Raw genomic sequence first — 14,302 nt, 5'->3', positions numbered from 1 at the left:
GCAGAGAGTGGTGAGCGGTTAAAACCCAATGTCACGCGTCATTGCGAGGCACGAAGCAATCTCCCGATAGGACAAGCGGTCATGCATAGCTTAGAGATTGCTTCGTTCCTCGCAATGACGAGGATAGTTTTCCGTTATAGCGGTAATAATTTAGAAATATGATTCTTCGGGCAGAAAATTTAGTAAAGAAATATAAGCAGCGCAGCGTTGTGAACGATGTAACATTTAACGTAGCGCAGGGCGAGATAGTAGGCCTGCTTGGGCCGAATGGTGCCGGCAAAACCACCTCTTTTTACATGATTGTAGGGCTGGTAAAACCCAATGAAGGCCAGATTTATCTAGACGATGAAGAGATAACCGGCGACCCCATGTATCGCCGCGCACAAAAAGGCATAGGCTACCTGGCACAGGAAGCATCGATTTTCCGCAAGCTTTCGGTAGAAGATAACATCAAAGCCGTGCTGGAGATGGGCAAGATGCCTAAGGATAAGCAACGCGACAAACTGGAAGAACTGATAGACGAATTTAGCCTGCACAAGGTGCGCAGGAACCGCGGCGACCTGCTTAGCGGTGGCGAGCGCCGCCGTACAGAGATTGCCCGCGCCCTGGCTGCCGAACCCAACTTCATCCTGCTGGATGAGCCCTTCGCCGGCGTAGACCCTATCGCCGTAGAAGAGATACAAGCCATGGTAGCCAAGTTAAGGCATCGCAACATTGGCATATTGATAACCGACCATAACGTACAGGAGACCCTCTCAATAACCGACAGAGCGTACCTGCTTTTCGAGGGCAAGATACTGGAATCGGGCGTACCCGAAGTACTGGCTGCCAACGAGATGGTGCGTAAAGTTTACCTCGGTGCTAATTTTGTATTGAAAAGAAAAACCTTTGCTCAATAATTTTCTTTAGTTTTAATCTGCATTTCTATCCGCAAGTTCTATTCGCAATAATGTGACTGGATAGCGGGATGTAATTAAACGCAACCAATTGTCCAATTTATGGCCATTATAAACTCTGTTTTTACCTGGTTCATGAAAAAGCGTATCCACCAGATAGAGCTTTTTATGAAATATCCGAACGAAGTGCAGGAAGAATGGTTTGAGCAACTTGTGGCCGGTGCAGAAAATACCGAATGGGGCAAACAGCACCACTACAAAAGCATCGAGAACCTGGCCGATTTTAAGCGGCAGGTGCCTATCCAAAATTACGATACGCTGAAACCCTATATCGAGCGGATGCTGAAGGGCGAGCAAAACGTACTATGGCCATCTGAGATACGCTGGTTTGCCAAATCATCGGGCACCACCAGCGATCGCAGCAAGTTTATCCCCGTAAGCGAGGAATCGTTGGAAGAATGCCATTTTAAAGGTGGCAAGGATATGCTTACCATATACTTCAACAACCGCCCCAACGCCCGCATTTTCACCGGCAAAAGTTTAACCCTTGGCGGCAGCCACCAAATAGGTCAGCTAAATGCCGATACTTCTTTCGGCGATCTATCAGCGGTAATCATGAAAAATCTGCCCCTTTGGGCCGAGTTTTACCGCACCCCGCATTTGGATATCGCCCTGTTGGAAAACTTTGAAGAGAAGATTGAGAAGATGGCGCACGCTACCAAGGATGTAAATGTAACCAGCATCAGCGGCGTGCCCACCTGGAACATATTGCTGTTTAAGCGCATCCTGGAGATTACGGGCAAAAGCAACCTGTTGGAGGTATGGCCCAACCTGGAGCTTTACTTTCATGGCGCGGTAAACTTTACGCCCTACCGCGAGCAGTTCAGGAAGTTGATACCCAACACGGATATGTACTACCTGGAAACCTACAATGCATCAGAGGGTTTCTTTGGCATACAAGATCTGGAAGAGCCCGGCGATATGCTGCTGATGCTGGATTATGGCATCTTCTACGAATTTATGCCGCTGGAATACCTGCACCATGAAGACCCCAAAACCCTTACGCTTGATGAGGTAGAGTTGGATAAGAACTACGCGCTTATCATCAGTACCAATGCCGGTCTTTGGCGGTATTTAATCGGCGATACCGTAAAATTCACCTCGCTTGCGCCCTATCGCATCGCCATTACCGGCCGCACCAAGCATTTTATAAACGCTTTTGGCGAAGAACTCATCATAGACAACGCCGAACGCGCCCTGGCCGAAGCCTGCTCGCTGACAGGTGCCATCATCCGTGATTATACCGCCGCACCGGTGTACTTTAATGGCGACCAATGCGGCGCGCACGAGTGGCTGATCGAATTCGAGAAGAAACCAGCTGAATTCGAGCGTTTTGTAGACTTGCTAGACCTAACCCTCCGCCGTATAAACTCCGATTACGATGCCAAACGTTTTAAAGATATGGCCCTGCGCCGCCCCCAGGTGCGCAAGGTTGCCGAAGGTACATTCTTCAATTGGATGAAATTGAAAGGCAAAATTGGCGGGCAGCACAAAGTACCCCGCCTTGCCAACAACCGAGAGTACATCGATTCGATATTGAAAATGTTGGATGGTGTAGTAGTGCCTTCTAAAAATTAAACACCTGTTGTAGCGTTTACCAAGAAACGCCCGTAATAGTAATAAAACCAATTGCTTATGAAGAGGGCTTTACTGTTGATTGCTATTGCCACCACATTATCCGCCTGCGAAAAGGAAGGTGCGGTTAACGCCAGCGTATTTGGCAAATACGAATTGCGGGCAAGCTATGGCGGCTTCAGCTATCATTACGATAAATTCCCGGCCGGAAACGGCCGTATCTTCCAGTTTAAAAGCGACAGTACCTATATACGATATGCCGACGGCGCCGTTGTCGCCAGTGGCGTTTACCATATTAAGATCACCGGTGCCGAAAACGGCGCCAGGTACGGCTCAATGGCTTTCGATAACCCGGATTACCCCGAGGCTTTCAGAATAAAAGGCGATACTATTACCATTGGTACTACTATAACCGATGGCATTGCTGCTGATTACGTTAAACTAAAGTAGTAGACTAAAGCAAAACAGGATATGAAAAAAGCATTGTTTTTTATTGCGCTGGTAGCCGTTTTGGCGTCGTGCAAAAAGGAAAAAACAGCCCCGGCTTATAGCATCGTTGGGAAATGGGAGCTGCGTCACAGCACAGGAGGCGGCCTGCCGGCTACACCCGCAGGTAATGGAAATGTTTATGAGTTTAAGGCCGATAGTACTTTTGCGAGATACGTTAACAACGCCGTTTCCGCCACCGGCCAATACCATGTCCAAATCTCCGACAGGACAAGCGCCAGCACTTACGGCAGGATAGTGCTTACCAGCGATAGCTATTCAGATTCGTTTAAATTGACCAGTGATACGCTTATTTTGGGGGTAGCCAGCCCTACCGGTATCTCTCATGTTTACGTTAAGTTAAATTAACCTGTAAAGTTTTTACGATGAAAAAGGGGTTGTTATTTATTGCTGTATTGATTTGCATGCTAGCCTGCAAAAAAGAAGGGAACCCTAAAGTCAACTCCGGGCTTTTTGGCAAGTGGGAACTGGCTTGGGTAAGTGGCGGCTTGCGCCCCTCGGTTCGCGTTACAAACAGCGGAAATATGTACCAATTCAACAGCGACAGCACCTACATAAAATATCTTGATAATAAAGTAGTCGCCAGCGGCAAATTCAGCATTAGGATTATTGAAACACAAGATACCGTAAAGTTCGGTACCGTTACGCTCACCAACCCCGATTACCATGATGCTTGGGCAGAAACGCCTAATACAATAACCATCGGCACGTCGGCTTTTGATGGGCCATCCTACGAGTACCATAGAGTGAAATAGTATAACCCTTCAATAAATCATCATGAAGAATTTCCTGTACATACTAACGGCTATTGCAGTTTTTGCATCCTGTAAAAAAGCAGACTTGCCGGTTACATCTACCGGTTACAACGGCACCTTTGAGTTACGTGCCAGATATGGCGGCATTGCCGGCATTAGCGAAAAATATCCGGCGGGTAACCAAAGCCTCCTACAGCTGAATGCCGATAGCACTTATAAAATGTTTGTGAAAGGGGCGCAGACCTCGGCGGGGAAATTCAGGATAACAAAAAATGCCTTTATTTATGGCAATATTGTTTACGACAGGATTTATTTCGATGCTGATACTTACGGCACAGAAGCAAAGTTACACGGCGATACGCTTACCTTGGGTACCGATATTACAGACAATATCGCCGCGGATTACAAAAGGATAAAATAAAGCCCTTTTTACACCTCGTCGATATTTCCCCAAAATATCCAATGCTGGTTAAGGTAGTCGCCGCCATGCTTAAGATAAAAGTATTGGTAAGGGTTGCCGGGTGATACCCCTACGCACAAGCTACCCGCTCCAAGTTTTTTTAGCCATTCAAGCGCAGCGTTGAAAAGGTTAAGCCCGATACCCATCCGCTGGTATTGTTTCAAAACATACAAGGATTGTATTTCAGCATCCATATCATACCTGGTGGTGAGGTGTACAGCTATATAACCTATCATCTCATCATCGGCAATCACCTTAAATACGACGCGTTCTGGCCGGGCGCTTACCGGCGACTGCTCCGCAAAATAAGTCTTCCAACGGTACTCGCGGGTAGGGTAATCTATGTCAACATCTTCAACCAAATCAGGAAATGATTGCAGTTTACTTGCTATCTCCACGCTGGTAATTTGGGGGATATCCGCTTCGCTGGCTGTCTCAATCCGTATCATTCCAATCTCCGTTACAGGCGTACCATATTTTTACTGCTTCTACTGCTTCCTTTACATCGTGCACACGCAATATGTTTGCGCCTTTGGTAAGGGCGATGGTGTTTAAGGCAGTGGTGCCGTTCAACGCATCCTCGGCAGTGCTACCCAGCAAGCCGTATATCATCCGCTTGCGCGAGATACCTGCCAGCACCGGCAACTGAAGCCTTTCGAATTGCTGCATGCAGCCCATCAGTTCGTAGCCCTGTTCCGCAGTTTTGGCAAAGCCGAAGCCAGGATCGAGGATGATATCGTGCAGGCCCAATTGCCTCAAATGGTATATTTTCTTCACGAAGTAATCGTACACTTCGGCAAAAACATCATCGTATTGGGCCTGCCGCACCATGGTTTGCGGCGTGCCTTTCATGTGCATCAATATATAAGGCACCTGGAGGCGGGCCACCGTGGCAAACATATCAGCATCCAGGCTGCCGCCCGATATATCGTTGATGATATGCGCGCCCGCTTTTACAGCCGCTTCGGCTATGCTTGCGCGGAAAGTATCGACGGACATAATAGCCTCCGGAAAATCTCTTGCAATGGCTTCAACAGCAGGCAATAACCTTTCTGTTTCTTCCTCAACCGAAATATCTACTGCCCCCGGGCGGGATGAGTATGCCCCCAAATCAAGGAACGTAGCGCCATCGGCCAGCATTTTTTTGGCCTGCTGCAGCACCGACGTGGTATCGGTCACCCTGCTGCCTGCAAAAAACGAATCGGGCGTGATGTTGATAATGCCCATCACTTTCGGAGTTGATAAGTCTATCAATTTGCCACCGGCGTTCAGGCTTAATTTTTTCTGAAAAAATGTATCTTTAGCCACTGGATTTGTTGGAAGGTTGAAATGTTTTAAAGTTGTAAAGTTAATCGACTTTGCCAGTACTCTCTGCGTTAAATACAAACATTTCAACCTTACAACATTCCAACTTTAAAACGTCTTGGCAAAATTTCAACTTTACAACACTCTTGAGCAACACCGCAACCGAATATAAAGCCGTTATTGACCTGTGCAAGGGCCTTTTTATGAAAAAGACCCGCGATTACGGCACCGCCTGGCGCATTTTAAGGCCTTCATCCATCACCGACCAGATATTCATCAAGGCGCAGCGCATCCGCACGCTCGAAGAAAAGAAGGTATCTAAAGTAGGCGACGATATCACCGGCGAATACATCGGCATTGTAAATTATTGCCTCATTGCCATGATGCAACTGGATAGTACCGACGAAACACCCTACGAATTATCGCCCGAACATGTAGAGCGATTATTCGATGAGAAAGCAAAAGAAACGGAGGAACTAATGTTTGCCAAGAACCACGATTACGGCGAGGCCTGGCGCGATATGCGCATCAGCAGCCTTACCGATCTGATACTGATGAAGATACTCCGCGTAAAGCAAATCGAAGATAACCAGGGCCAAACGCTGGCATCCGAGGGCGTAAAAGCCAACTACCAGGATATGCTGAATTACTCGGTTTTTGCACTGATAAAATTGGGAGCAGCATGAAAAACGGGTTGATATGGTTATGCCGGATAGCCGTAGGTTTGCTGTTCATCTTCTCCGGTCTGATAAAAGCCAACGACCCATTGGGCTTCTCCTATAAGCTGGAAGAATACTTCGAGGTGTTCCACCTTACATCATTAAACGGATTTGCGCTCAGCGCAGCCATCATCCTTTGCGCGCTGGAAATGCTGCTGGGTTTCGCACTACTGGTTGGCACTCGCGCCGTTACGGTTGTTTGGGGCTTGTTATTGCTTATCGTATTCTTCGGTTTTCTTACCTTTTACTCGGCCTACTTTAAGGTAGTACAAACCTGCGGTTGCTTTGGCGATGCCATCCCGCTTACGCCATGGCAATCGTTCAGCAAGGATATGGTTTTGCTGGCATTGGTGCTGGTGCTATTCTTAAACCGCAAAGCTATCCGCCCGATGGTAAACGCCAAAACCGGCGATAAGCTGCTGATTGGTGCCGCCATAATCTCAATAGGTTTTGGCTTATACACCTACAACTTCTTGCCGATAATAGACTTTTTGCCGTATAAAATAGGCGCGAATATTCTGGAAGAGATGCAAACGCCGCCAAACGCGCCTGCCGATGTTTACGAGATAATCTATCACCTCAAAAACAAAAAGACCGGCGAGACTAAGTTAATGACCGATAAAGAATACCTTAAAACTCCAGCCATCTGGAAAGATACCAACTGGGAAATAGGACCCAACCCCGAAAACAGGTTGATTAGTAAAGGCTTCGAACCAAAGATACGCGACCTAAACATGCAGGATGCTCAGGGAACTAACTACAACAAGGAATTGCTTTCCAACCCGTTTTATAGCCTCCTCATCGTAGCCGATAAGCTTGATGAGACCAACCTGGAGGCCATCGGCCGCATCAATGCACTGGCCGCCAACCTGCATCAAAACTATAATACGCGTACCATACTTCTCAGCTCAACCCCGCCGCAAAGCGCAGAAGCATTTGCCAAAAAGAACAGCCTGGTGAGCGAATTATTTTATGCCGATGGCGTTCCGTTGAAGAGCATGGTACGCGCCAACCCGGGTATTATCCTGTTAAAAAACGGCACAGTAATAAACAAATGGCATTACCACAACCTGCCCACCTACGAAAACCTGAACAAGGAATATTTTAGCAAGCAATGAACCGCGTATTTTTAATAGGATTTATGGGCTGCGGCAAAACCAGCTGGGGCAAAAAACTGGCAGCGGGTTTAGGTTATGCCTTTATAGATTTGGACCACGTATTGGAAGCCCAAGTAGGCTGCACCATTGCCGAATACTTTGCCAGTCATGGCGAAGAAGCCTTCCGTAAGCTGGAATCGGAAGTGCTAAAACAAACCGAGTACCCCGAAAACGTTATCGTATCTACAGGCGGCGGCCTCCCCTGCTTTTTCGATCATATGGATTGGATGAACAGCCACGGGCAAACGCTCTATATACAACTATCGCCGCGCGGACTGGCTTCGCGTTTGGAGAACGCCAAAACACCCCGCCCTGTACTGCAGGGCAAAAAAGGCGAAGAACTGGTAGCCTTTATCGAACACAAATTGGCCGAGCGCGAAAGCTTTTACTTGCAAGCCACGCACCACGTGGATGGTATAGATATGAGTGTAGAAAACCTGATCAAAACAGTCGGACTGGACGTGAAGTAAGGTTGTCTGAACTCGAATCTTAAGGAATTTATTGAATTGACAGAATTATGCTGGATTAATTACTAATTCTGCGCATTCCGAAAATTCCCTAAAATTCGAGTTCAGACAAAGTTCAGACCACAAAAAAGCCCCGCTCTTCTCAAAGCGGGGCCGAATATTAAAGGCATTTGCACATCTGTAATCTGCACATCTACTACGTGTCTATACGTGCGTATTTGGCGTTGCGTTCTATAAATTCACGGCGGGGGGCAACCTCATCACCCATCAGCATGCTGAAGGTATGGTCGCACTCGGCGGCGTTTTCTATGCTTACTTTTTTGAGGGTACGGTTAGCCGGGTTCATGGTGGTATCCCATAGCTGCTCGGCGTTCATCTCGCCCAAACCTTTATAACGTTGTACGTGTACGCTATCTTCTTTACCGGCACCTTTAAGGCGCTGGATGGCGGTATCACGCTGCTCGTCAGTCCAGCAGTATTCAAACTCCTTACCTTTTTTTACCTGGTAAAGCGGCGGCGAAGCAATGTATATGTAGCCGTACTCTATCAGCTCCTTCATATAACGGAAGAAGAAAGTCAGGATCAGCGTGGTAATGTGCGACCCATCCACGTCCGCATCCGTCATCACTACAATTTTATGGTAGCGCAGCTTGGCAATGTTCAATGCCTTAGCATCCTCGGGTGTACCAATGCTTACACCCAAGCCGGTGAACATATTCTTTATTTCCTCATTCTCGTAAATTTTGTGCTCCATGGCTTTCTCCACGTTCAGTATCTTACCACGCAATGGTAATATCGCCTGGAACTCGCGGTTACGGCCCTGTTTAGCGGTACCACCCGCCGAGTCGCCCTCTACCAGATATAGTTCGCACAATGCAGGGTCGTTATTGGCGCAATCGGATAATTTACCCGGCAAGCCAGATCCGCTCATTACGCTCTTGCGCTGTACCATTTCGCGCGCCTTACGGGCAGCGGCACGGGCAGTTGCAGCAAGGATAACCTTCTGCACAATCATCTTGGCTTCCCTTGGGTTTTCCTCGAGATAGTTGCCCAAAATTTCGCCTACGGCAACGTTAACGGCACCACTCACCTCGCTGTTACCCAACTTGGTTTTGGTTTGCCCCTCAAACTGAGGTTCCTGTACTTTTACCGAAATAACGGCGGTTAACCCCTCGCGGAAGTCATCACCTGTAATTTCGATTTTCATGTTTTTTAGCAATCCCGATTTGTCGGCATATGATTTCAACGTACGGGTAAGCCCCATCCTGAAGCCGGCCACGTGCGTACCACCCTCAATGGTATTGATGTTGTTTACATACGAGTGCACATTTTCGGTATAGGTATCGTTATACTGAAAAGCCAGTTCAACCGGGATGCCTTGTTTAATACCTTCCAGGTAAATAGGATCCGGGATGATGGCCACACGGGTTCCATCCAGGTATTTCACAAACTCCCTAAGGCCGCCTTGAGAGTAAAACTCTTCGCTTACAAAAGTCCCATCGTCGTTGGTCTCACGCTCGTCCGTAAGCGTTAAACGGATGCCTTTATTCAAGAAAGCCAGCTCGCGTAAACGGGTAGCTAAAGTGTCGAACTTATACTCGGTGGTCAGCGTGAATATTTCTGCATCCGGTTGGAAGGTTTGGGTGGTACCTGTCCTATCAGATACGCCGATTTCCTTAACCGGGAACAGCGGCTTACCACGTTCATACTCTTGCGTAAATATTTTGCCTTCGCGATAAACAACCGTTTTTACGTGTACCGATAATGCGTTAACGCAACTTACGCCCACACCGTGCAAACCGCCGGAAACCTTGTAGGTGTCCTTATCGAATTTACCGCCGGCGTGCAGCACGGTCATTACGATTTCCAGTGCCGATTTTTGCTCCTTGGTGTTGATACCCGTTGGGATACCGCGGCCATTATCAACAACTGTAATAGAATTGCCTTTGTGAATAGTAACGTTGATGGTATCGCAATACCCGGCAAGCGCCTCATCTATGGAGTTATCAACCACCTCGTAAACCAGGTGGTGAAGACCCTTAACACCCGTATCGCCTATGTACATCGAGGGCCTTTTGCGTACAGCCTCTAAACCTTCTAAAACCTGTATATTATCTGCTGAATAATTCGATTTATCCTCTTTTTCTTCGCTCATAATTTATCTAAAACAATAACCACTCCGGGTGGAGTTTTAACAAGCAAAAATACGAATTTTGCAGCACATATACACTATTCATAGTGTCCAAAAAGGTGCCCGCATTATGTTTTTTTTCAACATATCCCCCTCTTTACCTGCATATCAATGTCGTTTACATAAGCTGCTTAGAAGCCTCGCCTAAAGAAGTCTGCACATCTGTAATTTGCACGTCTGTAATCTGTACCTGCACATTTCCCCATCTGCCTATTTGCATATCCTGCATTAGGAAACTTGTTGCGAAAGTTTATCTTTGTCAAAATTTTTTTAGATAAACAGAATGAAAATCAAGGCTTCTATTGTTACGAAATCAGTTTTAGTTATTGCCATTGCCGCAGGATTAGCTGCTTGCAATCAAAATAAAACCGCTGATAAACCCGCTACTGCCCCCGCTTCTACAGTGACCGGAACCCCCGAAATTGTTTACATCAACCAGGATTCGTTGGTTAGCCAATACGAGTACATCAAAGACATGAACAAGCGCCTGGAAGAAAAAGGCAAAGCGGCCAATAACGAGGTACAATCGGTCGGACAGGCTTTCCAACGCCGGTATGCCGATTACCAGAAAAGCGCAGCAACTATGCCTGCCGATCAACGTGCCGCTATTGAGCAGCAATTGCAGAAAAAAAATCAGGAGTTTCAGCAATTGCAGCAAAACGCCAGTGCACAAGTGCAACAAGAGCAACTGACCGAAACCAACGCACTTTACGAGAAACTGGTAGCGTTTACCAAAACTTACGCTAAAGAAAAAGGCTATAAAATGGTGCTTACTTTCCAAAAAGGAAACACTACCGTTTTATTTGGTGACGAAAGCCTGGATGTAACCAAAGACGTTATCAAAAGGCTGAACGAAGCTTACGCTAAAGACAAGAAATAAGATGTGCAGATTTCGGATGTGTCCCGAATGTTCGGGATGCAGATGAAATGGAACAAATAATATAAAAACAAAACCCCGGCCATTGGTTGGGGTTTTTTGATTTATAGAGAACGCAAGAATATGAAACACGAGGAGTTTATGCAGATGGCTATCGACCTGTCGGAATACAACGTAAAGCAGGGATTGGGTGGCCCCTTTGGTGCAGTGGTGGTAAAGGATGGTATGGTGATAGCCCGCAGTGCCAATAAGGTGGTGCCCACTAACGACCCGACTGCCCATGCCGAGGTATCGGCCATACGCCTGGCCTGCCAGGAGCTGGGGACATTTAATTTAGAAGGCTGCGAAATATATACCAGCTGCGAGCCCTGCCCTATGTGCCTCGGTGCCATTTATTGGGCGCGAATCAGCAAAATATATTACGCCAATAGCAAAGCCGATGCAGCAGCCATAGGTTTTGACGACCATTTTATTTATGATGAACTGGATTTGCCGATGGAGAAACGCAGGATGCCCTTTGTGCAGTTGATGCGCAAAGAAGCCCAAAGTGCGTTTAAGCTTTGGGAGAGTATGGAGGGTAAGACGGAGTATTAGGACTTTTCTTCCTCAACGTCATTGCGAGGCACGAAGCAATCTCCCGATAAGCAGGTCGGATTTGCATAGCGGCTCTTCATGCGTAGAGATTGCTTCGTGCCTCGAAATGACGCGGGATAAATTAACTTATCAAGGATTTGATCAACTCTTCCAAATCCGTTAAATAAAGCATGTTCGGGCCATCGCTAAGGGCGTGGTCGGGATCTGGGTGAGTTTCGATGAAGTAGCCGCTTGCGCCGAAAGCACGGGCTGCGCGGGCCATATTGGGCACAAATTTGCGGTCGCCACCGGTTTTGCCGCCTGCGCCGCCTGGGCGTTGTACCGAGTGGGTGCAGTCCATACAAACGGGGTAACCAAAGGCCGTCATATCGGCAATGTTGCGGAAATCTACAACCAAATTATTATAGCCGAACGAGTTGCCGCGCTCGGTGAGGATAATCTGCTCGTTACCCGCCTCTTTCACTTTCTGCGCCGGGTAAAACATATCCTGCCCGGATAGAAACTGGGCTTTTTTAACGTTTACCACCTTGCCGGTTTGCGCGGCGGCTACCAGCAAATCTGTTTGGCGGCAAAGGAATGCCGGTATCTGCAATATATCTACCACCTGGGCCGCTATGGCTGCCTGGTAAGGTTCGTGTATATCGGTAGTAACCTCCAGCCCGAATTTCTCTTTCACGTTGTTCAGCATCTCTAGTCCTTTTTCTATACCTGGACCACGATAAGCGCTGATGCTGGTGCGGTTGGCTTTATCAAACGAGGATTTGAATACCACGGTAACGGGGTATTTAGCTTTTATCTCTGCCACCTTATCGGCAACGGTGTAAAGCAGTTCCTGGTTTTCCATAACGCAGGGGCCAACAATAAAAAAGGGCTTTTCGGTAATATTTTTATATAGTGCCATTGTTCTCTATTTTTTTTCGTGCATGCTCAAGGTCCTCCGGGGTATCTATCCCTTTTTCGAAACCTGCAACTTCTATCATTTTAATTTTATAACCATTTTCCAGCGCGCGCAGCTGCTCCAGTTTTTCTGATCCTTCTAAAAAAGACGGCGGCAATTGGATAAACTTAGCCAAAAACTCCGCCCGGTAAGCGTACACACCCATATGTTTTTTGTACAGCGAGGCGTCGGCTTCTTCTAAAACCTTATCGCGCGAGTACGGTATCCTGAACCTCGAAAAATACAGCGCGTAGCCATTAACATCCGTCACCACTTTTACCAGGTTGGGGTTATGTAGTTCGTCCAACGTTTCTACAGGGGCGCAAACGCTGGCCATTTGGGCATCGCTTTGCTGCAGGGCGGCGATCAGCCGGTCTATAATATCGGCATCGAAGAATGGCTCATCACCCTGTACATTCACCACGATATCGCAGGGGATGCGCTGCACAACCTCGGCAATACGGTCGGTACCGCTGGGGTGTTCTTCTTTGGTCATGATTACGTTTGGCGTAAACTGTTTGCACAGGTTAAACACCAACTGGCTATCGGCGGCTATCCAAACTTCCTGGTGCAACTTGGCCTTGATGCAGGCCTCGTACACACGTTGTATCACGGGTTTGCCGCCCAAATCCAGCAGTACCTTATCGGGCAGGCGGGTTGATTTCAGGCGGGCGGGTATTACGATTATCGCTTTCATATCGCCTTATGCCTGGTTGAATATTTGGTAAACGCCGGTTATTTTGCCTTCGTTATTTTGCACCAACAGGGTTGTTATTTTACGTTCCAGCATAATGGCTTCGGCATCATAGACTAGCGTATCCGCCCCCACAGTAATAGGGTTCGGGTTCATGATATCCGACACGGGCAATTGGTTTATATCGGCATGCTTTAACAAACCACGGCGCAGGTCGCCATCTGTTATTACACCGATAACTTTTTCGGCAGAGCCTAATACCACCATGCCAAGCTTCCCTTCCGACATGCGGATGATCAGCTGGGTAAAATTGGCATCGGGCTCCAAAAACGGCAGGGCATCGGTACGCATCAGGTCCTTCACCCTCACTAAAAGCTTCCTGCCCAAGCGGCCGCCGGGGTGGAAACGCGCAAAATCATCGGGACTAAAATCCCTTGCGGTCATCAGCGCAACGGCCAAAGCATCGCCCATTACCAGGGTTGCGGTGGTTGATGATGTGGGTGCCAGTTCCAGCGGACAGGCCTCTTGCTTGATCCCCACATTTAAGTGGTAAGTGGCGTTTTTTGCCAGCGTAGAATTTGGGTTGCCGGTAATAGCTATGGATAAATTCTTGTGCCATTTCAAAAAAGGCACAAGCTTCAGTACTTCTTCTGTTTCGCCGGAGTAGGACAGGATGAGGATAATATCATGTTCGCCTACCATGCCCAAATCGCCATGGAAGGCCTCGGCAGGGTGCATAAAAAAGCTTTGGGTGCCGGTGCTGGTAAGCGTAGCGGAGATCTTTTTGCCGATATGCCCGCTCTTGCCCATGCCGCAAACCACCAGTTTGCCTTTACTTCGCAGGATAGCTTCCACCGCTTGCGAAAACTGTTCATCAATCATCGATGCTACGTGCTGCAGCGACTCAATTTCGATATCAAATACTTTTTGGGCGATACTCTTCATTAGCTAAAAAGCGCGGGTATAATTTCGTGCAATAATACTCAAAAAACAAACATCAGCAGTGCAGTAAGCCGGCGCATGTCAATCAAGTGTTCCACTATACGTGTTGAACGCCCTATTTTTTCATCTATTTAATTACCAGCACTTTACTAAATTAAGCGGAACA

General features: G+C 47.5%; 17 protein-coding genes. 11 read left to right on the top strand and 6 right to left on the bottom strand.

What is annotated here, in order from left to right; translation table 11 throughout:
* Window positions 1-158 precede the first annotated feature (158 nt).
* From lptB to AC1DXC_RS12470, 6 genes are all read left to right on the top strand, one after another.
* Window positions 159-899, top strand: coding sequence for an LPS export ABC transporter ATP-binding protein (lptB, locus tag AC1DXC_RS12495; RefSeq protein WP_477459478.1), 741 nt, complete (start codon window positions 159-161; stop codon window positions 897-899).
* A 99-nt stretch (window positions 900-998) separates the two neighbouring features.
* Window positions 999-2,534, top strand: a complete 1,536-nt coding sequence (locus tag AC1DXC_RS12490; protein WP_477459477.1) for a GH3 auxin-responsive promoter family protein — start codon at window positions 999-1,001, stop codon at window positions 2,532-2,534.
* A gap of 57 nt (window positions 2,535-2,591) precedes the next feature.
* Window positions 2,592-2,981: a hypothetical protein gene (locus AC1DXC_RS12485; RefSeq protein WP_477459476.1), complete on the top strand. Its 390-nt coding sequence runs from the start codon at window positions 2,592-2,594 to the stop codon at window positions 2,979-2,981.
* A 21-nt stretch (window positions 2,982-3,002) separates the two neighbouring features.
* The gene (locus tag AC1DXC_RS12480; protein ID WP_477459475.1) at window positions 3,003-3,386 is read left to right on the top strand and encodes a hypothetical protein; all 384 of its coding nucleotides are present in this window, start codon (window positions 3,003-3,005) and stop codon (window positions 3,384-3,386) included.
* Window positions 3,387-3,403: 17 nt separating this feature from the next.
* The gene (locus AC1DXC_RS12475) at window positions 3,404-3,793 is read left to right on the top strand and encodes a hypothetical protein (protein WP_477459474.1); all 390 of its coding nucleotides are present in this window, start codon (window positions 3,404-3,406) and stop codon (window positions 3,791-3,793) included.
* Between the two features lie 22 nt (window positions 3,794-3,815).
* Window positions 3,816-4,214 carry a hypothetical protein gene (locus AC1DXC_RS12470; RefSeq protein WP_477459473.1) on the top strand — a complete coding sequence of 133 codons (399 nt, stop codon included), beginning with the start codon at window positions 3,816-3,818 and terminating at the stop codon, window positions 4,212-4,214.
* Between the two features lie 8 nt (window positions 4,215-4,222).
* Here the strand turns inward: AC1DXC_RS12470 and AC1DXC_RS12465 are convergent, their stop codons facing one another.
* Together AC1DXC_RS12465 and folP are read right to left on the bottom strand one after the other, a co-directional pair.
* Window positions 4,223-4,702 carry an N-acetyltransferase family protein gene (locus AC1DXC_RS12465; RefSeq protein WP_477459472.1) on the bottom strand — a complete coding sequence of 160 codons (480 nt, stop codon included), beginning with the start codon at window positions 4,700-4,702 and terminating at the stop codon, window positions 4,223-4,225.
* The gene (gene folP / locus AC1DXC_RS12460; RefSeq protein ID WP_477459471.1) at window positions 4,689-5,561 is read right to left on the bottom strand and encodes a dihydropteroate synthase; all 873 of its coding nucleotides are present in this window, start codon (window positions 5,559-5,561) and stop codon (window positions 4,689-4,691) included. Before folP ends, AC1DXC_RS12465 begins: the two co-directional genes overlap by 14 nt.
* Before the next feature lie 200 nt (window positions 5,562-5,761).
* Between folP and AC1DXC_RS12455 the strand changes: the two genes are divergently transcribed.
* Genes AC1DXC_RS12455 through AC1DXC_RS12445 form a run of 3 tightly spaced genes read left to right on the top strand, consistent with a single transcriptional unit; the run spans window position 5,762 to window position 7,904 of the window.
* A complete protein-coding gene (locus AC1DXC_RS12455; RefSeq protein ID WP_477459713.1) occupies window positions 5,762-6,244 on the top strand; it encodes a DUF1599 domain-containing protein in 483 nt (160 codons plus the stop codon).
* Entirely contained in the window at window positions 6,241-7,395 is a 1,155-nt protein-coding gene (locus AC1DXC_RS12450) for a BT_3928 family protein (protein WP_477459470.1), read from the top strand. Before AC1DXC_RS12455 ends, AC1DXC_RS12450 begins: the two co-directional genes overlap by 4 nt.
* Window positions 7,392-7,904, top strand: coding sequence for a shikimate kinase (locus tag AC1DXC_RS12445; RefSeq protein ID WP_477459469.1), 513 nt, complete (start codon window positions 7,392-7,394; stop codon window positions 7,902-7,904). The genes AC1DXC_RS12450 and AC1DXC_RS12445 overlap by 4 nt, the downstream gene beginning before the upstream one ends.
* A gap of 193 nt (window positions 7,905-8,097) precedes the next feature.
* On the opposite strand, the gene gyrB is transcribed toward AC1DXC_RS12445, so the two are convergent.
* Window positions 8,098-10,056 carry a DNA topoisomerase (ATP-hydrolyzing) subunit B gene (gene gyrB / locus AC1DXC_RS12440; protein WP_477459468.1) on the bottom strand — a complete coding sequence of 653 codons (1,959 nt, stop codon included), beginning with the start codon at window positions 10,054-10,056 and terminating at the stop codon, window positions 8,098-8,100.
* Between the two features lie 319 nt (window positions 10,057-10,375).
* Between gyrB and AC1DXC_RS12435 the strand changes: the two genes are divergently transcribed.
* Entirely contained in the window at window positions 10,376-10,972 is a 597-nt protein-coding gene (locus AC1DXC_RS12435; RefSeq protein WP_477459467.1) for an OmpH/Skp family outer membrane protein, read from the top strand.
* A 120-nt stretch (window positions 10,973-11,092) separates the two neighbouring features.
* Window positions 11,093-11,563, top strand: a complete 471-nt coding sequence (locus AC1DXC_RS12430; RefSeq protein ID WP_477459466.1) for a nucleoside deaminase — start codon at window positions 11,093-11,095, stop codon at window positions 11,561-11,563.
* A gap of 121 nt (window positions 11,564-11,684) precedes the next feature.
* Here the strand turns inward: AC1DXC_RS12430 and kdsA are convergent, their stop codons facing one another.
* The 3 genes from kdsA to AC1DXC_RS12415 are packed head-to-tail and all read right to left on the bottom strand — an operon-like array spanning window position 11,685 to window position 14,139.
* The gene (kdsA, locus tag AC1DXC_RS12425; RefSeq protein ID WP_477459465.1) at window positions 11,685-12,464 is read right to left on the bottom strand and encodes a 3-deoxy-8-phosphooctulonate synthase; all 780 of its coding nucleotides are present in this window, start codon (window positions 12,462-12,464) and stop codon (window positions 11,685-11,687) included.
* Window positions 12,451-13,197 carry a 3-deoxy-manno-octulosonate cytidylyltransferase gene (gene kdsB / locus AC1DXC_RS12420; RefSeq protein WP_477459464.1) on the bottom strand — a complete coding sequence of 249 codons (747 nt, stop codon included), beginning with the start codon at window positions 13,195-13,197 and terminating at the stop codon, window positions 12,451-12,453. The genes kdsA and kdsB overlap by 14 nt, the downstream gene beginning before the upstream one ends.
* A 6-nt stretch (window positions 13,198-13,203) precedes the next feature.
* Window positions 13,204-14,139 carry a KpsF/GutQ family sugar-phosphate isomerase gene (locus AC1DXC_RS12415; RefSeq protein ID WP_477459463.1) on the bottom strand — a complete coding sequence of 312 codons (936 nt, stop codon included), beginning with the start codon at window positions 14,137-14,139 and terminating at the stop codon, window positions 13,204-13,206.
* Window positions 14,140-14,302 lie beyond the last annotated feature (163 nt).

The organism is Mucilaginibacter sp. P2_D11 (assembly GCF_056404435.1).
The sequence above is the reverse complement of the archived record's forward strand: the minus strand, read 5'-3'. Positions and strand labels throughout refer to the sequence as shown.